This is a genomic window from Urechidicola vernalis (genome assembly GCF_031846385.1).
GTDB lineage: Bacteria > Bacteroidota > Bacteroidia > Flavobacteriales > Flavobacteriaceae > Urechidicola > Urechidicola vernalis.
The window spans coordinates 390,877-412,238 of sequence record NZ_JAVRHV010000002.1 but is presented as its reverse complement, the minus strand read 5'-3'; the positions used below and the strand labels follow the sequence as shown (position 1 = coordinate 412,238).

25 protein-coding genes and 1 tRNA gene are annotated in these 21,362 nt (G+C 33.4%); 6 read left to right on the top strand and 20 right to left on the bottom strand.

What is annotated here, in order from left to right:
* Window positions 1-3: 3 nt before the first annotated feature.
* Both RM519_RS07075 and RM519_RS07070 read left to right on the top strand, forming a co-directional pair.
* The gene (locus RM519_RS07075) at window positions 4-390 is read left to right on the top strand and encodes a hypothetical protein (RefSeq protein WP_311592970.1); all 387 of its coding nucleotides are present in this window, start codon (window positions 4-6) and stop codon (window positions 388-390) included.
* Window positions 391-458: 68 nt separating this feature from the next.
* Window positions 459-1,259 carry a cyclase family protein gene (locus RM519_RS07070; protein ID WP_311592969.1) on the top strand — a complete coding sequence of 267 codons (801 nt, stop codon included), beginning with the start codon at window positions 459-461 and terminating at the stop codon, window positions 1,257-1,259.
* Here the strand turns inward: RM519_RS07070 and RM519_RS07065 are convergent.
* The gene (locus tag RM519_RS07065; RefSeq protein ID WP_311592968.1) at window positions 1,256-2,782 is read right to left on the bottom strand and encodes a GH3 auxin-responsive promoter family protein; all 1,527 of its coding nucleotides are present in this window, start codon (window positions 2,780-2,782) and stop codon (window positions 1,256-1,258) included. The genes RM519_RS07070 and RM519_RS07065 overlap by 4 nt on opposite strands.
* Window positions 2,783-2,825: 43 nt before the next feature.
* Here RM519_RS07065 and RM519_RS07060 point away from each other — a divergent pair, with 43 nt between their 5' ends.
* Window positions 2,826-3,620 (top strand): DUF2797 domain-containing protein, encoded by a 795-nt coding sequence (locus RM519_RS07060; RefSeq protein WP_311592967.1) that lies wholly within the window; start codon window positions 2,826-2,828, stop codon window positions 3,618-3,620.
* On the opposite strand, the gene RM519_RS07055 is transcribed toward RM519_RS07060, so the two are convergent.
* Window positions 3,607-4,296 carry a queuosine precursor transporter gene (locus RM519_RS07055; RefSeq protein WP_311592965.1) on the bottom strand — a complete coding sequence of 230 codons (690 nt, stop codon included), beginning with the start codon at window positions 4,294-4,296 and terminating at the stop codon, window positions 3,607-3,609. The two genes, RM519_RS07060 and RM519_RS07055, sit on opposite strands and share 14 nt — an antisense overlap.
* A 241-nt stretch (window positions 4,297-4,537) precedes the next feature.
* On the opposite strand from RM519_RS07055, the gene fabD reads away from it, so the two are divergent.
* Window positions 4,538-5,425 (top strand): ACP S-malonyltransferase, encoded by an 888-nt coding sequence (fabD, locus tag RM519_RS07050; RefSeq protein ID WP_311592963.1) that lies wholly within the window; start codon window positions 4,538-4,540, stop codon window positions 5,423-5,425.
* 148 nt (window positions 5,426-5,573) lie between these two features.
* Here fabD and RM519_RS07045 read toward each other — a convergent pair whose 3' ends face one another.
* From RM519_RS07045 to RM519_RS07035, 3 genes are all read right to left on the bottom strand, one after another.
* Window positions 5,574-6,962, bottom strand: coding sequence for a dipeptidase (locus RM519_RS07045; RefSeq protein ID WP_311592961.1), 1,389 nt, complete (start codon window positions 6,960-6,962; stop codon window positions 5,574-5,576).
* Between the two features lie 93 nt (window positions 6,963-7,055).
* Window positions 7,056-8,765 carry a GMC family oxidoreductase gene (locus RM519_RS07040; RefSeq protein WP_311592960.1) on the bottom strand — a complete coding sequence of 570 codons (1,710 nt, stop codon included), beginning with the start codon at window positions 8,763-8,765 and terminating at the stop codon, window positions 7,056-7,058.
* On the bottom strand, window positions 8,758-9,297 hold the full coding sequence (locus RM519_RS07035; RefSeq protein WP_311592959.1) for a gluconate 2-dehydrogenase subunit 3 family protein: 540 nt from the start codon (window positions 9,295-9,297) through the stop codon (window positions 8,758-8,760). Before RM519_RS07035 ends, RM519_RS07040 begins: the two co-directional genes overlap by 8 nt.
* A 200-nt stretch (window positions 9,298-9,497) precedes the next feature.
* Here RM519_RS07035 and RM519_RS07030 point away from each other — a divergent pair.
* Window positions 9,498-9,579 (top strand) — tRNA-Leu (locus RM519_RS07030).
* A 172-nt stretch (window positions 9,580-9,751) separates the two neighbouring features.
* On the opposite strand, the gene RM519_RS07025 is transcribed toward RM519_RS07030, so the two are convergent.
* On the bottom strand, window positions 9,752-12,067 hold the full coding sequence (locus RM519_RS07025; protein ID WP_311592958.1) for a M28 family peptidase: 2,316 nt from the start codon (window positions 12,065-12,067) through the stop codon (window positions 9,752-9,754).
* A gap of 194 nt (window positions 12,068-12,261) precedes the next feature.
* Here RM519_RS07025 and RM519_RS07020 point away from each other — a divergent pair, with 194 nt between their 5' ends.
* Window positions 12,262-12,804, top strand: a complete 543-nt coding sequence (locus tag RM519_RS07020; protein ID WP_311592957.1) for a DUF2911 domain-containing protein — start codon at window positions 12,262-12,264, stop codon at window positions 12,802-12,804.
* A gap of 51 nt (window positions 12,805-12,855) precedes the next feature.
* Here the strand turns inward: RM519_RS07020 and RM519_RS07015 are convergent, their stop codons facing one another.
* The 14 genes from RM519_RS07015 to RM519_RS06950 form a co-directional block, all read right to left on the bottom strand.
* Window positions 12,856-13,500 carry a hypothetical protein gene (locus RM519_RS07015; protein WP_311592956.1) on the bottom strand — a complete coding sequence of 215 codons (645 nt, stop codon included), beginning with the start codon at window positions 13,498-13,500 and terminating at the stop codon, window positions 12,856-12,858.
* Window positions 13,501-13,546: 46 nt separating this feature from the next.
* Complete coding sequence (locus tag RM519_RS07010) at window positions 13,547-14,002, bottom strand: acyl-CoA thioesterase (RefSeq protein ID WP_311592954.1); 456 nt, start codon at window positions 14,000-14,002, stop codon at window positions 13,547-13,549.
* A gap of 133 nt (window positions 14,003-14,135) precedes the next feature.
* A complete protein-coding gene (gene tsf / locus RM519_RS07005) occupies window positions 14,136-14,957 on the bottom strand; it encodes a translation elongation factor Ts (protein WP_311592953.1) in 822 nt (273 codons plus the stop codon).
* A 64-nt stretch (window positions 14,958-15,021) separates the two neighbouring features.
* Window positions 15,022-15,765: a 30S ribosomal protein S2 gene (gene rpsB, locus RM519_RS07000; protein WP_311592952.1), complete on the bottom strand. Its 744-nt coding sequence runs from the start codon at window positions 15,763-15,765 to the stop codon at window positions 15,022-15,024.
* Window positions 15,766-15,918: 153 nt separating this feature from the next.
* Window positions 15,919-16,305 carry a 30S ribosomal protein S9 gene (gene rpsI, locus RM519_RS06995; RefSeq protein ID WP_311592951.1) on the bottom strand — a complete coding sequence of 129 codons (387 nt, stop codon included), beginning with the start codon at window positions 16,303-16,305 and terminating at the stop codon, window positions 15,919-15,921.
* Window positions 16,306-16,307: 2 nt separating this feature from the next.
* Window positions 16,308-16,763 (bottom strand): 50S ribosomal protein L13, encoded by a 456-nt coding sequence (rplM, locus tag RM519_RS06990; RefSeq protein WP_311592950.1) that lies wholly within the window; start codon window positions 16,761-16,763, stop codon window positions 16,308-16,310.
* A gap of 183 nt (window positions 16,764-16,946) precedes the next feature.
* A complete protein-coding gene (locus RM519_RS06985; RefSeq protein ID WP_311592949.1) occupies window positions 16,947-17,396 on the bottom strand; it encodes a hypothetical protein in 450 nt (149 codons plus the stop codon).
* Complete coding sequence (locus tag RM519_RS06980; RefSeq protein ID WP_311592948.1) at window positions 17,389-18,186, bottom strand: alpha/beta hydrolase family protein; 798 nt, start codon at window positions 18,184-18,186, stop codon at window positions 17,389-17,391. Before RM519_RS06980 ends, RM519_RS06985 begins: the two co-directional genes overlap by 8 nt.
* Window positions 18,187-18,219: 33 nt before the next feature.
* Complete coding sequence (locus tag RM519_RS06975; protein WP_311592947.1) at window positions 18,220-18,390, bottom strand: hypothetical protein; 171 nt, start codon at window positions 18,388-18,390, stop codon at window positions 18,220-18,222.
* Between the two features lie 198 nt (window positions 18,391-18,588).
* Complete coding sequence (locus tag RM519_RS06970; RefSeq protein ID WP_311592946.1) at window positions 18,589-19,164, bottom strand: magnetosome magnetite crystal formation protein family; 576 nt, start codon at window positions 19,162-19,164, stop codon at window positions 18,589-18,591.
* Window positions 19,157-19,642, bottom strand: a complete 486-nt coding sequence (locus tag RM519_RS06965) for a hypothetical protein (RefSeq protein ID WP_311592945.1) — start codon at window positions 19,640-19,642, stop codon at window positions 19,157-19,159. Before RM519_RS06965 ends, RM519_RS06970 begins: the two co-directional genes overlap by 8 nt.
* A 205-nt stretch (window positions 19,643-19,847) precedes the next feature.
* Window positions 19,848-20,279: an MBOAT family O-acyltransferase gene (locus RM519_RS06960; RefSeq protein ID WP_311592944.1), complete on the bottom strand. Its 432-nt coding sequence runs from the start codon at window positions 20,277-20,279 to the stop codon at window positions 19,848-19,850.
* Between the two features lie 8 nt (window positions 20,280-20,287).
* Entirely contained in the window at window positions 20,288-20,668 is a 381-nt protein-coding gene (locus RM519_RS06955) for a VOC family protein (protein WP_311592943.1), read from the bottom strand.
* Window positions 20,669-20,738: 70 nt separating this feature from the next.
* Window positions 20,739-21,206 carry an OsmC family protein gene (locus RM519_RS06950; RefSeq protein WP_311592942.1) on the bottom strand — a complete coding sequence of 156 codons (468 nt, stop codon included), beginning with the start codon at window positions 21,204-21,206 and terminating at the stop codon, window positions 20,739-20,741.
* Window positions 21,207-21,362: the final 156 nt, after the last annotated feature.

Sequence of the window (21,362 nt, the reverse complement as noted above, 5' to 3'; positions counted from 1 at the left end):
TTGATGAATAAATTTCTTGTACTTTGTTTTCTACTTTTAGTTTCGTGTAAATCATATCAAATTGACGCAGATAGTTTGCAATCGCAATTACAGAAAACTACTCCTGTAATTGATTCATTAAGTGAAGGAAGGGATATCACTTTTTTTAAAGGCGAGAACTTAGAAGAATTAATAGTATTAAATGGTAATGGGGAAAAAGTAGTACTCAAAACCGATACGCCTATAGTTTTAAAGGTAACAAGAAAAGATGGATTTAAATTTAGATATTACTTGAATTCGATGTCTTTATTTGAGAATGAATTTAAAGGTATGGGGCCAACTTATTTGGTTGGAGGGATGATACATAAAGTAAAGGTCGATAGTATTGCTTCAATAAAAGTAAAGCCTTAACCTTATCATATTTTCTTATCTTGCAATAATCCAATAGAAATCTCTTCTAGATTTTTAACAATTACATTATGAAGAAACTTTTCATTTTTCTGGTTGCTTTTAATCTCTATTCTTGTTCAAGCAAAATAGAACCTAGCCAAGAACTTCTAAATTTTAATAAGATTGTGGATCTTAGTCACGATTATTCTAGCGAAACTTTATATTGGGTTACAGCGAAGGAGTTTAAATTAGATACGGTTTTTGCGGGGACTACTGATAAAGGATTTTACTATACAGCCAATAATTTTGAAACAGCTGAGCATGGAGGAACACATATAGATGCCCCTATTCATTTTGCAGAAAACACCATGTCTGTCGATGAATTGCCTCTTCAAAAATTAGTGGGTTCAGCAATTAAGATTGATGTTACTGCAAATGCAAAAGGCGATTCTGATTATTTAATTAATATTGATGATTTTAAGACTTGGGAAAAGAAGCAAGGAATGCAAATCCCTGACGGCAGTATTGTGTTGTTAGAAACTGGTTTCTCAAAGTTCTACCCTGATGCTCAGAAATATTTGGGTACAACTGCCAGAGGAGAAGATGCAGTAAAAGAATTGCATTTTCCAGGTTTAGATCCTGAGGCGGCTGCGTGGCTAGTAAAGAACAGAAACATCAATGCAATAGGGTTGGATACACCTAGTATCGATTATGGGCAATCAACCTTTTTTAAAAGTCATGTAATTTTATTGTCAAAAAATATTCCGGCTTTTGAAAATTTAACAAATTTAAATCAACTGCCTCCTTATGGATTTAATGTAGTTGCCTTGCCTATGAAAATTAAAGGAGGAAGTGGTGCCCCTTTAAGAATTATTGCTTTGTTAAATTAATTGCTCGTAACAATACTCAATTGTAATAGTTCTTCCAGAAATTCACGTTTATTAGAAAGCCTTGGAATTTTGTGTTGCCCGCCTAGTTTGCCTTTCATTTTTAACCAATCATAAAAAAGACCCTGTCTTGCTTGGTGTACTTTTGGCATTGATAATGTTAGATTGTTATAGCGTTTTGCTTCGTAGTCAGAATTAATAGCTTTTAAAGCATTGTCTAATAATTCTGTAAATAGATTTAAATTTTTAGGAACTTTGCTAAATTCAATAATCCATTCATGTGAACCGTTTTCTTTTCCATTCATAAAAATAGGAGCAACCGTGTAATCGGAAATTGTCGCATTCGTTTTTTTAGAAGCTTGTTTTAATGCTTCTTCGGCGTTTTCTATAATCAGTTCTTCTCCAAAAACATTGATAAAGTGTTTGGTTCTTCCCGTAATTTTAATTCTATATGGGTTTAATGAGGTAAACTTAACAGTATCACCAATTAAATAGCGCCAAAGCCCTCCATTGGTTGTAATTACAACAGCATAGTTTGTATTTTTCTTTACTTTAGATAAGGGTATTGCAATAGAATTTTCACCATCATAAGAACTCATAGGAATAAATTCATAGAATATTCCATAATCTAACATTAGCAATAATTCATCTGAATTGTTTTGATCTTGTATTCCAAAAAAGCCTTCTGAGGCATTGTATGTTTCATAATATCTAAAGTCTTTTTTCGGAATCAATTTTTTATACTGTTCACGATATGGGTTAAAATTAACCCCTCCGTGAAAGTAGACTTCTAAATTGGGCCAAACTTCTAAAATATTGTCTTTTCCGGTTACATCTAAAACCCTATTTAAAAGTACAAGCATCCAACTAGGAACTCCAACTAAACTCGTAATATTTTCATTTATAGTTTCCGAAATTATGGCATCCATTTTTGTCTCCCATTCACCCATTAAAGCAGTTTCTTGTTTTGGAGCGGAACTAAAATCAGCCCAAAACGGCATGTTTTCAATTATAATTGCAGATAAATCGCCGAAATAGGTGTTGTTATCCTCATAAATTGCAGAACTACCTCCTAAACGCAATCCTTTACCAGTAAATAATTGAGTATCTGGATTGTTGTTAATGTACAAGCACAGCATGTCCTTTCCTGCCTTCATATGGCAGTTCTCTATAGCTTCATCACTAACAGGGATAAATTTACTCTTGGCGTTGGTTGTACCACTACTTTTTGCAAACCATTTAATAGTTGTTGGCCAAAATATATTTTGTTCTCCAGATCTATTTCGTTCTATATATTGTGCAATGGATTCGTATTTTTGAATAGGCATTCTCGCTGCAAAATCTTCATAAGATTGAAGCGACTTAAAATTGTAAGTGAGCCCAAAAACGGTGTTTTCAGATTTCTTAATTAAGCGCATCAATAACTCTTCTTGAACGTCATTAGGGTATTTTAAAAACAATTCAATTTGATGAATCCTCTTTTTTAAAAACCACGAAATTATCGAATTTACTATTGGTATTGGCATCGTTAATTGAGTATCTTTATCGAGTTAAAAATACAAATTCAAAATGACCTATCAAGGAGTACTTAAAAAAATGATGACATCTAATAATGATGTTGTACAATATTATTTAGACATGGAGGCTGATTTTTTAAATATGAATCAGTTAATAAATAAGGAAATAACACTGTCATTTGTAAAGTATGAATGTTTGAATTGTGGGTTAGAAAAGCAGATATATCGTCAAGGTTTTTGTCAATCATGTTTTTTTGAGACCCCTAGGGCAGGAGATTGGATTATGCGTCCAGAATTGAGTAAGGCACATTTAGGTGTTGAGGATAGGGATTTAGAATTTGAAAAAGAAATGCAATTAAAGCCACATATAGTGTATTTAGCAAATTCTAGCAACGTAAAAGTAGGGGTTACTAGAAAAGCACAAGTACCAACACGATGGATTGATCAAGGTGCGCATGAAGCAATTGAAATTTTGGAGGCGCCTAATAGATATTTAGCAGGGATTACTGAAGTAGCACTAAAAGAGCATGTTGCCGACAAAACGAATTGGAGAAAGATGCTAACTAATGACAATGAGGATGCTGATTTGGTCGCAGTAAAAGAACAATTATCTCAATACATTCCTGATGAGGCCAAAGAATATTATCTTAAAGCAAACTCCGAAGAGATTCACATAAATTTTCCGGTAGAAAAATACCCAGAAAAAGTGAAGAGTTTAAATTTGATTAAAACACCAACATATAGTGGAGTGCTGAAAGGGATTAAAGCACAGTATTTAATATTTGAAGACAATACCGTTTTTAATGTACGGGCTAATGAAGGGTTAGTTGTTTCTATTGAAGTTTAATTTCTTCACCAATTTTTAATCCGAACTCTTTTCTGAACATATATACAAGTATATAAAGAATTGGTGTATCCAAAGCGGCGATAATTACTTTAAATAGAAAGCCACTGAGTAATAAACCTCCAAACATCTCCCATGGCAAAACTTCAAAAATACATAGGAGTCCAACAACAGTAAAGGTGTCTATGAACTGAGATGTAAATGTGGAAAAATTGTTTCGTAACCATAAGTGTTTACCTTGTGTTTTTGCCTTCCAATAGTGAAAAATTCGAATATCAATAAATTGAGCAAAAAGGTATGCAATCATAGAAGCAAACACTCCAAGAGGTGACAGACCAAAGACTTTTGTAAATGTGATATCATCAACTGGAGAATTCGGAATTGCAGGAGCAATATTAGCAACATAAATAATTCCCATAGAAAAAACAGATGCGGCAATTCCGGCTACAACTACCTGATAGGCTTTCTTTTTTCCATAAATCTCAGAAATTATATCGGTGACTAAAAAAGTGATAGGGTAAGGAAGTATACCTACAGATATTTCAAAGCGAAAAAGTCCAAACGGATTCCAATAAAAAAATTTTTGAAAAATTAGGTTTGAGGCTACCAGAGCAGCAATAAACATTCCTGCAAGAATGAGATAAATTTTAAATGCTAAAGCCTTTTTTTGGGTTGTCATGAGAGTTTGTTGAAACACGAAGATAGAAAAATAAAAAAGATTGCTTTGTCAGGTCGAGTTTGATCCTGTGGATAAAGTATCGAGAGCTAAAAGCAATATTGTTAAAATAGATTCTCGATACAATTTTCAATTTGTAATCAAATATAAAATCACTTGAATTTACAATTATTTGTCATTCTGAGCGAAGCGAAGAATCTAATTTCTTAATTTTGCACTTTAATTTTTGAATAAAACATTTAATATGAAAACATATATTTTTCCTGGACAAGGAGCGCAATTTTCAGGTATGGGGTTGGATTTGTATGAAAACTCACCCGTTGCTAAAGAGTTGTTTGATAAGGCGAATGAAATTTTAGGTTTCGAAATTACCAAAATAATGTTTGAAGGAACGGCTGAAGAGTTAAAACAAACAAAGGTAACACAGCCTGCTATTTTTTTACATTCAGTAATTATGTCAAAGGTAATGGGAGATTCATTTAAACCAGAAATGGTAGCGGGACATTCTTTAGGAGAATTATCTGCCTTGGTTGCAAATGGTGTATTGTCTTTTGAAGATGGATTGATATTAGTTTCTAAAAGGGCTATGGCCATGCAAAAAGCATGTGAAGCACAAGAATCTACTATGGCAGCAGTTTTAGGATTAGATGATAATGTTGTTGAGGAAGGATGTGCTGAGGTTAATGGTGTAGTAGTTGCAGCAAATTACAATTGCCCGGGTCAATTGGTAATTTCAGGAGAAATAGAGGCTATAAATAAAGCATGTGAAGTTTTAACCGAAAAAGGAGCGAGACGAGCATTAGTCTTGCCTGTTGGAGGCGCATTTCACTCACCGTTAATGGAACCAGCAAGAGAAGAACTTGCAGCGGCAATTGAAGCTACGAACTTTAATGAACCAACTTGCCCAGTTTATCAAAATGTGGTGGCCAAAGCGGTAACAAATCCAAGTGAGATTAAAGAGAATTTAATTGCTCAGTTAACTGCACCTGTGAAATGGACGCAATGTGTGCAAGCGATGATTGCCGACGGGGGAACAGAATTTACGGAAGTTGGACCTGGAAAAGTCTTGGTTGGCTTAATGCGTAAAATTGATAGATCTGTTGTGGCAAAAAGTGCAGAAATATCTTTTTAAAGATTTATGGGATTATCGGTTGTCAGTCTGAGCCTGTCGAAGACTAATTACGATGGTGTTTAAACTTCGACAGGCTCAGTTTGACAATAACTTATTAAGAGTTCTTATAAAAAAAACCTACCAGTCTTGGTAGGATTTTTTTTGCATACTATTTACTCATTTCAGTAAAATACTTGTAAAAAAGAGGGATAGTTTCAATCCCTTTTAGGTAATTGAAAATTCCGTAGTGTTCATTTGGAGAATGAATAGCATCGCTATCCAATCCAAAGCCCATTAAAATAGTTTTACTTTTTAATTCTTTTTCAAATAGCGCTACAATAGGAATTGATCCTCCGCTACGTTGCGGAATTGCTTGTATGCCAAAAGTCTCTGTATAAGCCTTGTTAGCTGCCTTATATCCAATATTATCGATTGGAGTCACATAACCTTGTCCGCCATGATGAGGTTTCACTTCAACTTTTACTGATTTTGGTGCGATACTTTCAAAATGGTTTTTAAAAAGATCTGTAATCTCATGCCAATCTTGATTTGGAACCAATCGCATTGATATTTTGGCGAATGCTTTGGATGCAATTACGGTTTTTGCTCCTTCACCAGTGTATCCACCCCAAATTCCGTTCACATCCAACGTAGGTCTGATAGCATTTCGTTCATTCGTTACATAACCTGCTTCACCATAAACTTCTTCAATATCCAGTGCCTTTTTATAAGCATCTAAAGAAAATGGTGCTTTTGCCATTTCGTCTCTTTCTTCTCTTGATAATTCTTCAACTTTATCGTAGAATCCTGGAATTGTAATATGATTATTTTCATCGTGTAGGGATGCAATCATTTTAGTTAATATGTTTATAGGATTTGCCACAGCACCTCCATATAATCCAGAATGCAAGTCTCGATTAGGTCCGGTGACTTCAACTTCTACATAACTCAAACCTCTTAATCCAGTTGTTATAGATGGCTGCGTATTGCTAATCATTCCAGTATCTGAAATTAGGATTACATCATTCGCTAATTTCTCTTGATTGCGTTTAACAAACCAACTTAAACTCTCTGATCCAACTTCTTCTTCACCTTCGATCATAAATTTTACATTACAAGGTAATTGGTCATTTTCGGTCATTAACTCCATTGCTTTCACATGCATGTACATTTGTCCCTTGTCATCACATGCACCACGTGCAAATATGGCTCCTTCTGGATGAATATCCGTTTTTTTAATTACCGGTTCAAATGGCGGTGAGTCCCATAATTCTATTGGATCGGCTGGTTGCACATCATAGTGACCATATACTAAGACTGTCGGTAGTGCAGGGTCTATGATTTTTTCACCATACACAATTGGATATCCAGGTGTTTCACAGATTTCAACGTTATCACACCCCGCTTTTTTCAATGATTCTTTTACCAAATCTGCAGTTTTAATCACATCGTTTTTATAGGCAGGATCCGCGCTTATAGACGGTATTTTTAAAAGTTGGATTAACTCATCGATAAATCGGTCTTTATGTTGATTTATGTAGGAAAGGTTGTCTTGCATAATTGATAGTTTTAGAGTGTCGAAATTACGAAATTATCAATAAAAAAAGCCACTGTTAATTAGTGGCCTTACTATTTTTTTGAAGATTAAAGTTTATCCTTTCTTTGATTCTTCAATTGCATGATTTGCAGCTCTAGCAGCTAAAGCCATGAACATTAATGATGGGTTTTGAGTAGCTGTAGTCGTCATACAAGCACCATCTGTTACATAAACATTTTTACAATTATGCAATCTATTCCATTTATCTAGCAATGAGGTCTTAGGGTCTTTACCCATACGAATCCCACCCATTTCATGAATGTCATTTCCTGGAGCTCTATAATTACTATTCGTTTTGATGTTTGTAAAACCTGCCGCTTCGAACATTTCTGTAAATTGCTCTAAATAATCATTCATCATCTTTCGGTCATTCTCGTCATAATCAATATTAATACGCAATTGTGGAATGCCATATTTATCTGTTTTTTCTGAATCTAAACGCACCTGGCTTTCTTCCTTTGGGATAGTTTCACCCATCATATGTGCTCCTACTCTCCAGTTTCCATAACTAGGGTTCGTTAAGTTCTCTTTTAAATTAGATCCAATTCCATTACTGTTTTGATGTGTTTGTCTCGATGCAGAGAATCCTGAAGCATAACCTCTTAAAAAATCTGTTTCTTGTTTGTAAACATTTCTAAATCTTGGTAAATAGGCGCTAGTTGGTCTTCTTCCCTCAGTTGTTTTATCCAAGTTCCCTTCATATTCTGCATTGATACTAGCATTGTAATTATGAAAGGCGATGTATTTTCCGAGTAAACCATTGTCATTTCCTAAACCATTTGGAAAACGTTTAGATTTTGAATTAAGTAAAATCAAATTACTGCCTAAAGCACTAGCATTTACAAAAATTACCGGAGCATAATATTCAGTAGTTTCTTTGGTTATAGCATCAATAACTAATACTCCTGTTGCTTTTTCTTTCTTATCATCATAAATAATAGAATGAACAACAGCGTTATTTTGTAATGTTAAATTTCCCGTTTTTTGAGCCCAAGGTAATGTGCTAGCATTGGCGCTGAAGTATCCCCCAAACGGACAGCCTCTTCTGCATAAATCTCTTTGCTGACAAAGCATTCTACCTTGTTTTGTGAATATCTCTTTATTCTCGGTTATATGTGCACATCGTCCATAGATTACATGTCGTTTCCCACCATATTTTTTAGCAACAACATCTCTAAAATGTTCTTCGGTGCAATTAAGCCCCATCGATTTTAAAAATTCTCCGTCGGGCAGGATGTCTAAATTATCATACTCACCAGAAATCCCGATAAATTTTTCAACATGGCTGTACCATGGGGCAATATCTTTATATCTAATTGGCCAATCTACAGCAAAATTATCTCGAATTGGGCCTTCAAAGTCTAAATCACCCATACGCTGTGTTTGTCTAGCCCAAAGCAAAGATTTTCCTCCAGTTTGATAAGCGCGTATCCATTCGAATGGTTTTTCTTGAATATAAGGTTGCTCATCATCCATTGTAAAAAAGTGCTGAGAATCTTCACGTAAATTATAGCAACTTGCTGCAATTGGATTGTTTTTTTTAAGATCGTAATTTAATTGCCCGCCATGTTTTAATTCCCATGGTTGCATGTTTGTGGTAGGGTAATCTTTGATGTGCTCTACAGATTTTCCTCTTTCTAAAACCAATGTTTTAAGCCCCTTCTCAGTAAATTCTTTAGCAGCCCATCCACCGCTCATACCAGAACCAATAACTATAGCATCAAAGGTGTTTTTAGTTGTATTGTCTATATTAAAATTAGGCATTGCTATTTATTTTTTGGTTTGGATCTATCGTTTTACAGGTGTTGTAAGTTCCGGCTCCAGGTACCAATTTATACGGCATTTCAACAGTTAAGAAATGTTCAGAATTAGTATAGCACCACACAGATAAGCCTTTTACAGAATTAAGGAAATTTTGAATGTTTTTATTATCGTCAGAAAAAGAACTATCTACTATTTTTGTTCTTTCCTCCATATTTTTTTGATCAAATGAATTGTTTGTTTTTGTATTGAATTCATTTAAACCTGCGATAAACTTTTTTTGATCTTCAGGAGATGTGCAATCATCTATATAAGCCCAAACAAAATTATGACACTTAGCAGAAATTCCACCCGGTGTTTTATCTTCAGGAATAATTGTATCAACTATAGAAGTTAATAAAGATTCTTGTTTAGCGTTTATTTTTAGTTTGTTTAATATGATCCCAACTTTTTCGTCAGAAAAATCACAAGATGGAAAGAGTAACACTCCACCAGTAAATAAGCCTAAATTTTTAAGAGCATTTCTTCTATTCATGCAAGTAGTTTAGCAATTAATTAGTTGTCAATAGATATAATTATTTAAATATATTGAGTTTAGCCATGGAATTCAAATGTTTTCGATAGAAAACGATTTAGGAAAGTTAAAAAGCAATCAAAATAAGGAGAAAGTAACATTAAAAATATACTACTTCTCCTTTGACATTTATAAGTATTGTGTATATTTGCACCCACTTTGCGGGCGTGGTGGAATTGGTAGACACGCTAGACTTAGGATCTAGTGCCTTGCGGTGTGAGAGTTCGAGTCTCTCCGCCCGCACGAGTTAAAAGCTTCAGAATTATCTGAAGCTTTTTTGTTTTTCAGAATATAGTTTTTTTAAGTGGATCGAGAAGTTAATCCTGGCCGGAGTTGAAAGGTGTCTCTCCGCCGTACAAATTAAAAGCCTCAAATGATTCTGAGTCTTTTTTGAATTAAATGATGCTTTATGCTTCTAGTATAATGATAATGTACGCTCAATAATTATAGCGTCATTTGGAATAAAAGGTCTAGGCATGCTAGTATCCGGACGTGGTGAAACCGACATATATGGATTGTTCAGTAATTCATAAGAAAACTCTTTAAGTGTAAAAATTGGTTCTGTTCCATTAGGAACGGCGTAGGTGAATTCTAGCGATTCTCCCTCTCCAATAAAGTAATTTAAAATACCCTTACTTCGTCTTTTTTTATACAAGGTTTCTGTGCTATCTGGTTTAAAAATTATACCATTATATTCTAGATGTCTAAAATCTATATTACGATCGGTATATAGACGTAATTGATGCACATTTCGCTTAGGGGAAATGTTGATAGTCCTATAATGTAAATTGCCTATAACCGTATCTTTTTTAATTTGAATAACCGTCTCTGGGAAATCAATAGTATCAGTTTCTTTCGCATAAGAATAGGGAGTATTGTATTTGCTACCTGCCGCGTTTCCAATATATTTTGATGCCTCTTCAGGCTGCTCTCCTAAAAATGACTTGGTCCAATTATCCATTGATTTATCATAAGTTGCCCAATATGCTTTTCCATGATCCATATTGTAATAATAAATTAAACTGTTTTGATTTTGACTATCTGGAGTGGCATCAGAATTTAGATGTGCAATTACTAGAAATAATAGTCCTAGAGATAGAGTTGAAACCCCAATTATTTTCTTGTTTTCATAATAACCAAAAACGGGAATTAATAATCCAAATAGTAATGTCAGAAAAATGGAAGAAACATAGAGCATATTTGGTCCTAATCCGATTGGAAAAAATTGAATAAGAGGCGCAATTAGGAAAATTGCTGGGGCACAAATAAAAGTTAATAAAATCTTGGACGGACTTTCTTGATTTAAAATCATAAATAATCCTAGCAGACCAAAATAAACAGGAATTATAAAAAAAGCCGCACCCTGTAACTTAGAAGCAACAATAACATTTATAAGCAACCAAACAAATAGCGGTGCAACTAATAAATTAGGAGTGTCTTCTGGAGTTGTATATTTCTGATATAGACTGAATACTAAACTTAAAGTAAGCATAACAAAAGCAATAATATACCAATGACCGTTGTATAAAAATACAGGGAGCATATTTAAATAAGAAGGGTATATCAATTTTATTATTTCCCATAAGAGATATAAAAGTCCACCACTAATAAAAATACTTACCAAGAAAATTAAAAGCCCTTTGAATATGCTTTTTATATGGAGTCTTTCCTTTTTTAAACCATAGATTATGAGTGTAATAAAAAGAATAAATGCACAAAAAACCATTGGCCAAATCCATGAAAAGGGATAGGCCATAAAATTTACAACGGCAGCATCAAAATACACATAGTCTTCATTAGACTTTACTTTAGATAGATCGGAATTTGCATAATAGTTAAGTAAAGGCATTAGATAACTTCCTTGATGTTCGAGACTATTTTTGTCTAAATTTTCTATAACATCATTAGAAGTGTGGTAATCAAAATGATCATCAATAAAAGCAAAGAAAAAACCATCGATATCACCATCTTCTCTCAATACGGTTGAATCTGTATCGTTGGGAAGCATTTTATAAATGCTATACATTAGCGAGGTTGCAACTGGATATGGTACATCTGCCTCTTTAAAACCTTTTATTAAATTTGAATTTCCATTATTTGTTTCTACAATCATATTCGAAGGTCCTCCGCTTCCACGTGCCTCAAAATTTAATGCGATTCCTATGTCTTTTGCCCAAGGGTGTTCATTTACAAATAGGCGTGCGCCGTTCAGGCCTAACTCTTCTGAATCAGTAAAACAGATTATAATGTCATTTACTGGTGGTATTTCCTTAGCAAGGAAGGCCCTTATGCCTTCTAAAATAGCAACAACTCCAGAACCAGCATCACTTGCTCCATATGATGAACTATGAGGAGCGCTGTCATAATGCGACATTAGCAAGACGGCTTTTCCACTTCCTGTACCACGAATACGTGCAAGGATGTTTTTTGGTTTAACTAGGCTGCCATAACCACCCCATTGTTCAAATGTGTATCCTTCTTGAACTTGAGGTTCTATTCCTAGTTTTTGCAGTTCATTTAAAATGTAATTCCGAACTTCTGTATGGGCTTTAGTTCCAACAAAATGCGGTTCCTTAGCAATTACTTCAAGTTGTTTCATTGCGCGCTCTGTAGAAAACGAAGTCTTTTCTGTATTTAAATCACTAATTTTTTTAGGTAAAAGAGAATAAAAACTAAGAAATGTTAATGTTATGATTAGTAGTAATGAAATAAAGTGAATAATTCTCTTCATAATAGTTAGTCTTGTTTAAATTGATGATGGTACACGAATTTAAGAAAACATTTTGTTAAATCATTTAGATGCTTGTTTTTCTGAATTTTAGAGAGATAAGATTGAATAATTTTAAAATTCTTTATTGAGTTTGTTAAGAATTGAATTAAATTCGACAAACAAATCAAATAATTATTAAACCAAATTTATTTAAGATGAAATCGAAACTATTTTTTACAGCAATTTTTACGTTATGTTTATTTGTAAATTTTGATGCTTCGGCTCAAGAATTTCCAGGGTTAGATAAAAGTCCAATGGATGGAGCATCTTATCCATCGAGTTATAAAATATCAGATAAAGTGGTAAAAATAACTTACGGTAGACCACAATTAAAAGGAAGAGCTGTAAGTGAATTAGCACCTGCAGGTAAAGTATGGAGAACTGGAGCAAATGAAGCACCAGAAATTACTTTTTATAAAGATGTTAATTTTGGAGGTAAAGATGTAAAGGCAGGTACTTATACCTTATTTACAATTCCAAATGAAGGTGAATGGACTGTAATTTTAAGCACTGCAAGCAATGTTTGGGGAGCCTATTTCTATAAAGAAAATGAAGATGTTGTTCGCGTAACCGCTAAGGTTAGTAATGCTGCTGAATCTATTGAGGCATTCTCTATTATGTTCGATGGTGAAGGAAGTGATTTCCAAATGCACTTTGGATTTGGAAATGTTGTAGCAAGTTTACCAGTTAAAGGGTAAAGATTTATACGATAAAAAAAAGGGTCCAAGTTAACTTGGACCCTTTTTTTATTACTCTATTGGAGTAATCATAATATGAGAGTTGTAGGCTCCTGGGAACATTAACCAGGGATGCCCACTTTTGTTAGGGCTTAACCCTAAACCAGTAGATTTTTGAGTAGCATAGGGTATGTAAACTACATACCTATATTTTGCGTTTTTAATTGAATCAATTTCAGTGTCAAAATATCCGTTTTTTCCATAATACAAATGCAATGTAGCCGGATTTTCAGGCATTTGTAAAACGCCAGATGCTGCTTCTGAAGATCGAATTTCTTCTTTTTCTTTTCTTCCTTTGCCTTCCTTATTCAATGCTCTACCTCTTGCCATATAAGGCTCTAAACTTTTATGATATGCCGCTACCTGAAATCCATCCTTTTTAGGATCATCAGCAATACAGATAAACTCATTAGTTCCTTCTTTTATAACAACAAATTCATTGTTATCATCAAATCCATACACCATAGCTCCATCACGAGCATCTGAAGGTGCGGCAAAAAGAGCGGCCTTAATTTGCTGTTCTTTTGTCAGTTGCTGGTTTTTTGGAAATTCAACTTCGGGAGTTGGTGCTGGTTCAGGAGTTGCATTTTCATTTGGTTTTGAATTACAACTAATAAGAAGTGAAATTAAAACGAAACTTAAAATTTGAGTTTTCATATTTGGTCTTTTTAGATTTTTATTTGAAACACTCAAATTTAATAATTTAATTCAATGGTTTAGATTTTAATACAATTTCTTCAAAATCAGCCGATTTTTCCAGGTCATTAAAAATATCAATCATTTGTTGTGGAGGTGTAGTTAGTTTTCGTTGGGTTAAATCTATCCATGCTCCATAAATTTCAATTTCTGCAGATATAACTCCATCTTCTTTAATAATTTGATGGTTGAACTTAAAGCGCTCAAATTTGCTAGAAGCAGCAATAAAAATTAAGTTTACCTTAATGTTTTCTCCAATTAATATTTCACGGTAAAATTTTGTGTTTTCTGTAAATAGAACCGGTCCGATATTGTGCTTTGCAAAATCGGTTAAAGAAAATCCATTTGAGGCAAAAAACCTTGATCTTACTTCAGCAGCATAGTCATTATATGCAGTGTGTCGCATATGTGCATTGGCATCAAAGTTTGCCCAAATAGTAGGGAATGCAATTTCGAAATTCATAGTTTAAATTTAAGTTGCACAAACTTACATTTAATTCCGAATTAATTAAAGACTCCTGTTTTTATAATATTTAAACATAAAAAAATCCCGAAGTATTTGCTTCGGGATTTTTGTTTTATAAGGTTTAGGAAAATTATCCTAAAGCAACTCTACTAAAGCTTACAACTTCAACATCACCAATAGTTTTAACGTATTGAGAAACGCTTTGTTTGCTATCTTTAATAAATGCTTGATTTACTAAAGTGTTATCTTTAAAGAATCTTTTAATTTTTCCTTGTGCAATCTTATCTAACATTGCTTCTGGCTTACCTTCTTGACGTAATTGATCTTTTGCAATCTCAATTTCTTTTTCAATTACAGTAGCATCAACAGCATCTTCGTTTAAAGCAACTGGGTTCATAGCGGCAGCTTGCATTGCAACATCTTTTGCAACAGTAGCAGCACCATCTACATTAGCAGATAAACCAACCATAGTAGCAATTTTGTTACCCGCGTGGATATAAGATCCTACGAATGGAGCATCTAATTTTTCGAAACCATTGATTTCAATTTTCTCTCCAATTACACCAGTTTGCTCAATTAATTTATCAGCAACAGTCATTCCTCCGAAATCAGCAGCTAAAAACTCGTCTTTAGAAGCGCAGTTTAATGCTAATTCAGCCAATTCATTAGCTAAAGAAACAAAGCTGTCGTTTTTACCAACAAAGTCAGTTTCACATCCTAATACAATAGAAACTCCTGTTGTACTGTCAGCATTTACCTTAGCAATAGCAGCACCTTCAGTAGATTCTCTATCAGCTCTTTTGGCAGCAACTTTTTGTCCTTTTTTTCTAAGGATTTCAATTGCTTTGTCAAAATCACCATCAGCCTCAACCAATGCTTTTTTACAATCCATCATACCAGCACCTGTGGTAGTACGTAATTTTTTTACGTCTGCAGCAGAAATATTTGCCATTTTATTGTGTATTTATATAAATTCAACTACCCAATTTTACTTGGGTAATTGAATCAAATGTTAATTATGCTTTAACTTCTTCTTTTGTTGCTTTTGTAGCAACTTCTTTTTCTTTATTAGACTTTCTAGTCGATAAACCTTCAGCGATAGCTTCAGTCACAACCCCCAATACTTTGTTGATTGATTTTGACGCGTCATCATTTGCAGGAATAACGAAGTCGATTGGTCTTGGATCAGAATTTGTATCAACCATTGCAAAAATTGGAATGTTTAATTTCTGAGCCTCAGCAACTGCAATGTGCTCTTTCTTTACATCAACTACAAATAATGCACCTGGTAAACGTGTCATATCAGAGATAGAACCTAAGTTCTTTTCTAATTTTGCACGCTGACGGTTAATTTGTAATTTTTCTCTTTTAGAAAGTGCATCAAAAGATCCATCAACTTTCATTCTATCAATCTGAGCCATTTTTTTAACAGCTTTTCTAATAGTAACAAAGTTCGTTAACATACCACCTGGCCATCTTTCTGTGATGAAAGGCATGTTTACATTTCCTGCTTGTTCAGCAACGATGTCTTTTGCTTGTTTTTTAGTTGCAACAAAAAGGATTTTTCTTCCAGAAGCAGCAATTTTACCTAATGCTTTTCCTGCTTCTTCCATTTTTGCAGCCGACTTGTAAAGGTCGATAATGTGAACTCCATTACGCTCTGTATAAATATACGGAGCCATGTTTGGATTCCATTTTCTTGTCAAGTGTCCGAAGTGTACACCTGCGTCTAATAATTCTTTAATTTCGATGTTTGCCATTTTGTTTTTAGTTTACGTTCGTTGCGATAGCAATAACTAAGTAGCGATAATTCGGTCTTAATTATTTAGATGCTAAACTTTAACAACATTAAATTTAATTTTCTTTTTAAATCTCTGTTTGTAAAATAAATGAAGGAACAAGTCCAACAAATATTAACGTTTCGAGAATTGGAATTTCTTACGTGCTTTCTTCTGACCGAATTTCTTACGCTCAACCATTCTTGGGTCTCTAGTAAGCAATCCTTCTGGCTTAAGAACTGATCTGTTTTCAGCATCAATTTCACATAAAGCTCTAGAAATAGCCAAACGAATTGCTTCCGCTTGTCCAGTTACACCTCCACCAAAAACAGATACAGAAATATCAAAAGACTTTTCGTTCTCTGTTAACATTAAAGGTTGCTTTACTTTATATTGTAAGGTTCCAGTTGTGAAATAGTTATCAAACGCTCTATCGTTGATTGTAATATTTCCTTTTCCTTCTGAAAGATAGATACGAGCAACAGCTGTTTTTCTTCTTCCTATTTTATGTATAGTATCCATGCTTATCTAAGATCGTTAAGGTTAATAGCTTTTGGTTTTTGAGCTTCTTGTCCGTGCTCAGTTCCAGCATATACATATAAATTTCTGTACAATGCACTACCTAATTTGTTTTTTGGTAACATTCCTTTTACTGCTTTTTCAATCAATCTTGTAGGATCTTTTTCAAACATTTCTGTTGCAGTTAATGATCTTTGACCACCTGGGTAACCTGTGTGACGGATATAAGATTTATCTGTCCACTTTTTACCAGTTAAATTAATTTTTTCAGCGTTGATAATAACAACGTTGTCACCACAATCCACGTGAGGAGTGTAGTTAGGCTTGTATTTACCTCTAATTAGCATTGCTACTTTAGAAGCTAAACGACCCAATGTTTGTCCGTCCGCATCAACAACCAACCACTCTTTGTTAGCAGTCGCTTTGTTTGCCGATACTGTTTTGTAACTTAATGTGTTCATTACACTATTAGTTTTTGTATGTTAATAAATAATTTTTATCCCTCTAAAAAGGGAGTGCAAATGTACAAACAAAAAACTAGATAACAAACAGAGTGTCAGTTATTTTTTTAAATGTAAATAAAAGAAAATTAGGGTTGAATTTCACCCTTTGAATTAGGGGTTAAATTCTGTTTGAAATTTAACTTATTTTTTAATCTTTTTCACTAGAAGTGAAATCCAATACAGTATCAAAATAGATAAAGAGCCAATTGCGATTCCATAACTCAAAATCCAAAATATTTTCATGGCAATATGGCCTCCTTGAAAAGAATCAGTATTCGAATAGTTAAAGGAAAAACTTCCAGACAAAAGATATGAGATTGGCACCCATAAGATGGCTAAAACTAAGATGGTTTTTATTAGAATGGATAAAAACCTAAACCATTTGTTCGAGGGCTTTCTAAATTCAACAACTCCAATGAAAATAGAAAGTGGCAGTCCTATTAGTCCGAGCCAAGTAATTAATGTGCCTGCCGGAATCGTTATTCCTTCAAATAATGATTTAGATAGAATTGGAGTTCCCAAAAATAAGAGCACTCCTATGGTTAAAGTAATTGCTACTAAAACAATAAGGGTTGCGTTGCGGTTAGTCATTTTTAAATTTTGCTAAAAACAAATTAACAACTTCCCAAGCTTTACTAGTGTCGGCTCCAACACGTTCTTTGACTAACATGGAAGATCCATGAACTCCATTTATCGCGGCATAAGTTTGATGGCCGAATCGACGCGCTTTTTCAAATTGAGTTTTGGAATTCTCACTTTTCATTTCATTCGGAGGTCTAAAAATAAGCAATGGAATTTTTAAGGATTCAAAATACGGGTCGGGAAGGCAGTTTTTCATAGAACCTCCGGAAGCTGGAGAAAATGCCAATACACCGCTTATATCCGTTTGGTGGTTGTTACCTAATTTAATTGCCAATGAAGCACTATAACTGCTGCCCCACAAAATTTTATTTCCGGTAAAGCCAGATCCGATAACATAATTTAAGGCTCCTTCCAAATTGTTGTACGCATCACAATAGGAGTATGGGTTGCCAAAAATATGATCTTTTATTTGGGCAACCGTTCGATTATACCCACCATAATATTGCCCTCCCATTCTTTGGTCTATGGCTAGTACATTAAACCCCTGACTTATTAATTTTGGAATGATGGAGTCATACTCTGCTCTTGCATTTGAGCCTCCTTGATGAAATAATAAAATGATAGGACTAGACTTATCTTTTTCATATAAATCGCCATAAATTTTTATGCTGTCCGAAGTGATAAAACTAATTTCTTTTAAGTCATTTGCGGTCTCAGTTTTCAGAATTTTATTCTTTGAATCACAAGAATAAAATATTGAACAGAAGCAAATAACAAATAATAAGATTAAATTTTTCATAAGCCAAGTATTACAAATACATAACGATTTTTTCTATTTTTTAGTTTTTGAATATTCTGAAATACCACTGATTAAAAATGTAACACCAATTATTACAAGATAAAATTTAAACCATCCTGGGTCACCATATATGTCCGTAAATTCAATTACTAAATAGCCTATTAAGAAAACGGCAGAAAGTGATAGGTACTTTTTATAAGTCATCATTTATTGGTTTATGTTAAATTCTAAAATGAAAAAACAAATTGTATGATATGGTTAAGTTGTTTTAAGCATCTAATTTAATAAATACAAACCGAATATAAAATCTCTGAAAAAGAAGTGAAATTAAATATGATTCTACCTTTTTCTTTAGAAAAATAGTGTAAGAAATAAATCATTGAGGTTTTAGAAAGTTGGCTTTTATCTTAAAAATTTAATTTTAGGATAATACATCACACTTTGGTCATTACTAATTCTTAACATATTCCATAATATATAAAATAGATTAATTATATACATAAGCCCAGTTATAGTAAAAATCATATTTAAAGAAAGATTTTCCAAAATTCCAATTTTTGAAAGGAAAAGAAATAAAATAGGAATAAAAAAAAGAAGTATTGTCCACGTTATTTCGAAGTTAATTAAGTCTCTACCTAATTTATTAATGTTCTTTATTTTATCCTTTTTTGATGTCCATAATATAAATGGAACTAGAATCCCAAGCATTGGAAAAAACAAAAATGTAAGTGAGGAAAGATTTAGAAATACCAAATATTTTTTATCCTCTTTAATAGTCCAATCAATTAATTCATCTGGATTTACGCTCAATGCATTTGACAATCTTTTCAGCGATTCTCCAGTTGGGTTTGTAGAATTATTTTCAATACGTTGAATAGTTCTTAAACTTAACCCTGATTCATCGGCAAGAGCCTCTTGAGACATACCTCTTTGATTTCTTAATTTTTTTAGTCTGATTGCTAAGTAGTTATTATTCATTATGAATAGTGTTCATTTTCTTTATTCCATTATTTTTTTTTCGCATTATAGCAATTGTTATTGTTCCTAACAAAAAACCAGGTATTAATTGGATTAAAGAACCATAAACAACTTGTTGAAATGCAGCTTGGGCAAAGTTATCAAAATGTAGGCTATAATGAGTTCCTATTTCCCATTTGTGATCAATCCACCAAATTACAGCCACTGGAAATCTTGAAATTGGGGAAAATAGTAATAAACTTAAAAGGAGTACTCCTAAAGCGTTCTCTTCATTGTATAATTTAATTCCCCAATAAATCGCAAATGCTAATGTTAACCAGAGTAGTCCAATAATAAAAATAATCCTTTCAGGTAATCCAATAAGTTCAAGCGAAAAGCGAATTGGTGTTAATATTAATGCAAATAGTATTGCAGTTTTAGCTAGGCGCAGAGCACGACGAAATGTTGTTTTTTGTTTAATGTTTATTTTTGTTTCCATTAATTAACTATGATTAAATATCTGAAACAAAAGTAAACAGTAGGGTAGGCATTGATGTCGTCATGTATAGGACATTATTACGTCATCTATGCTTAATTTCAGAAACATAGATAAAACAGCATTTTTTCTTGAAACTGAACACAATGTTTTTTATAGATGGTGTGATTCGTTTTTTTGTTAGACAATTTAATAACTAGATTTTATTTTAGAATCTTACTTGGTAAGCAAGAACTAAGCAAATTGATACGATTAATATGTTTATGAAAGCACGTGCTATCCATGGCAATTTTGAGTAGTCAATTTTGCTATAGTCTCCTAAAACCACAAAGATGCCCATACATAAGAACCAAGGTGTTAGTAGCAGGAAAAGCGCTTGTTTTAATAATATAACGGCTAGGTCATGTATAAAACCACAGACAACAAAAGTAATTACAAGAGCTAATGCTTTAGGTAAAACCAGTTTTAGCGGTTTAAAAATGTATTTCCCTAAATAATATCCCCAAATTGGGTTCCAGTATTTCCAAAATATGGAAAACCTCCCTGCACCTAGAGAGCGATATAACATATTCCGAAGCGAATCTCGATGCCCTAAAGGTACGCCGTTTCTTCTTTTTACGTAGTCAGATAAATTCAACATTTATGGTTTCAGTTTTTAATTCTCCAAGGTGGATTTAGTCGGTTTTCTCCGCCATAAAATAATATCAGCTGATTCCCGTCAAGATCTTTTAGCCTTGCTTCTCTCCACAACCAACTTTGGTCCGTTGGTTCTTGGTCAAACTCAATTCCATTTCTTTTTATGTTTTCAACGTGCTCATCAAGATTTTCGCATTCAAAATACACATATACTCCATCTCCCTTGGGTAGTTTGTCTGTTTGATGAATTGAAAAGGTTGCGTTTCCATTTGGGCATTCAAACCTTGCATAATGCGGAAGTGCTTTTACAATCAATTTCAATCCTAAATTTTCATAAAAGGGAATTGATTTTGTTAAGTCTAATGATGGAACTGTTATTTGGTTTAGGTTCATTATTTAAATTATTATTATCGAATACTACATGTTTGTTTGTGACTTTGTAGTGAGAAATAAGAATTAATTTTCACGTGATTGTTTCCGCTTTATGTCCAATTTTAAAGTTACAAGAGTTTGCAATAAAACAGAGTTCATTCGCTTTTTTGTGTAATTCATTTGCCTGTTCTATCATATTTGCGTCAGTGATTTTTACTTTCGGATTAAGGGTAACTTCGCTAAACTTCCCGCTCCCGTTTTTAGTTTCCTCCATAATTCCTGTAGCCTTATCTACATATTCGGTTACTATTATTTTATGTGCTGAACATAGATGTAAATAAAAAAGCATATGGCAAGCAGATAAAGAAGATAAAAAAAGGTCTTCCGGATTATATCTTGTTTTATCTCCCAAAAAAGCAGGGTCAGATGAGCCATTGATTGCGGTATATTTTCCGTCACCTATGATTTTATGGTTTCTGTTATAAGACTTGTAATTGAGAGTTCCGTTTCCTTCGTTTCCTGTCCATTGAACTTTTACTTCATAACTATGTTTTTTCATTCTGAATTTAAATTTTTATTCAATTTCACAAATAACTTAAAATGGTTTTGGCAATGATTTGGTAAGGAGTTTGGATTCAAACTTATCAGTTTACCACCAAAAATTGATGGGCGTTATAACGCTTGAAAACTTATGAAACTTTATGAATTACTCACA

What these genes read in the sequence shown, in the direction of transcription:
- RM519_RS07075 (WP_311592970.1), top strand. Translation starts at nt 4, where the DNA reads ATGAATAAATTTCTTGTACTTTGTTTTCTACTTTTAGTTTCGTGTAAA.
- RM519_RS07070 (WP_311592969.1), top strand. Translation starts at nt 459, where the DNA reads ATGAAGAAACTTTTCATTTTTCTGGTTGCTTTTAATCTCTATTCTTGT.
- RM519_RS07065 (WP_311592968.1), bottom strand. Translation starts at nt 2,782, where the DNA reads ATGCCAATACCAATAGTAAATTCGATAATTTCGTGGTTTTTAAAAAAG.
- RM519_RS07060 (WP_311592967.1), top strand. Translation starts at nt 2,826, where the DNA reads ATGACCTATCAAGGAGTACTTAAAAAAATGATGACATCTAATAATGAT.
- RM519_RS07055 (WP_311592965.1), bottom strand. Translation starts at nt 4,296, where the DNA reads ATGACAACCCAAAAAAAGGCTTTAGCATTTAAAATTTATCTCATTCTT.
- fabD (WP_311592963.1), top strand. Translation starts at nt 4,538, where the DNA reads ATGAAAACATATATTTTTCCTGGACAAGGAGCGCAATTTTCAGGTATG.
- RM519_RS07045 (WP_311592961.1), bottom strand. Translation starts at nt 6,962, where the DNA reads ATGCAAGACAACCTTTCCTACATAAATCAACATAAAGACCGATTTATC.
- RM519_RS07040 (WP_311592960.1), bottom strand. Translation starts at nt 8,765, where the DNA reads ATGCCTAATTTTAATATAGACAATACAACTAAAAACACCTTTGATGCT.
- RM519_RS07035 (WP_311592959.1), bottom strand. Translation starts at nt 9,297, where the DNA reads ATGAATAGAAGAAATGCTCTTAAAAATTTAGGCTTATTTACTGGTGGA.
- RM519_RS07025 (WP_311592958.1), bottom strand. Translation starts at nt 12,067, where the DNA reads ATGAAGAGAATTATTCACTTTATTTCATTACTACTAATCATAACATTA.
- RM519_RS07020 (WP_311592957.1), top strand. Translation starts at nt 12,262, where the DNA reads ATGAAATCGAAACTATTTTTTACAGCAATTTTTACGTTATGTTTATTT.
- RM519_RS07015 (WP_311592956.1), bottom strand. Translation starts at nt 13,500, where the DNA reads ATGAAAACTCAAATTTTAAGTTTCGTTTTAATTTCACTTCTTATTAGT.
- RM519_RS07010 (WP_311592954.1), bottom strand. Translation starts at nt 14,002, where the DNA reads ATGAATTTCGAAATTGCATTCCCTACTATTTGGGCAAACTTTGATGCC.
- tsf (WP_311592953.1), bottom strand. Translation starts at nt 14,957, where the DNA reads ATGGCAAATATTTCTGCTGCAGACGTAAAAAAATTACGTACTACCACA.
- rpsB (WP_311592952.1), bottom strand. Translation starts at nt 15,765, where the DNA reads ATGGCAAACATCGAAATTAAAGAATTATTAGACGCAGGTGTACACTTC.
- rpsI (WP_311592951.1), bottom strand. Translation starts at nt 16,305, where the DNA reads ATGGATACTATACATAAAATAGGAAGAAGAAAAACAGCTGTTGCTCGT.
- rplM (WP_311592950.1), bottom strand. Translation starts at nt 16,763, where the DNA reads ATGAACACATTAAGTTACAAAACAGTATCGGCAAACAAAGCGACTGCT.
- RM519_RS06985 (WP_311592949.1), bottom strand. Translation starts at nt 17,396, where the DNA reads ATGACTAACCGCAACGCAACCCTTATTGTTTTAGTAGCAATTACTTTA.
- RM519_RS06980 (WP_311592948.1), bottom strand. Translation starts at nt 18,186, where the DNA reads ATGAAAAATTTAATCTTATTATTTGTTATTTGCTTCTGTTCAATATTT.
- RM519_RS06975 (WP_311592947.1), bottom strand. Translation starts at nt 18,390, where the DNA reads ATGACTTATAAAAAGTACCTATCACTTTCTGCCGTTTTCTTAATAGGC.
- RM519_RS06970 (WP_311592946.1), bottom strand. Translation starts at nt 19,164, where the DNA reads ATGAATAATAACTACTTAGCAATCAGACTAAAAAAATTAAGAAATCAA.
- RM519_RS06965 (WP_311592945.1), bottom strand. Translation starts at nt 19,642, where the DNA reads ATGGAAACAAAAATAAACATTAAACAAAAAACAACATTTCGTCGTGCT.
- RM519_RS06960 (WP_311592944.1), bottom strand. Translation starts at nt 20,279, where the DNA reads ATGTTGAATTTATCTGACTACGTAAAAAGAAGAAACGGCGTACCTTTA.
- RM519_RS06955 (WP_311592943.1), bottom strand. Translation starts at nt 20,668, where the DNA reads ATGAACCTAAACCAAATAACAGTTCCATCATTAGACTTAACAAAATCA.
- RM519_RS06950 (WP_311592942.1), bottom strand. Translation starts at nt 21,206, where the DNA reads ATGAAAAAACATAGTTATGAAGTAAAAGTTCAATGGACAGGAAACGAA.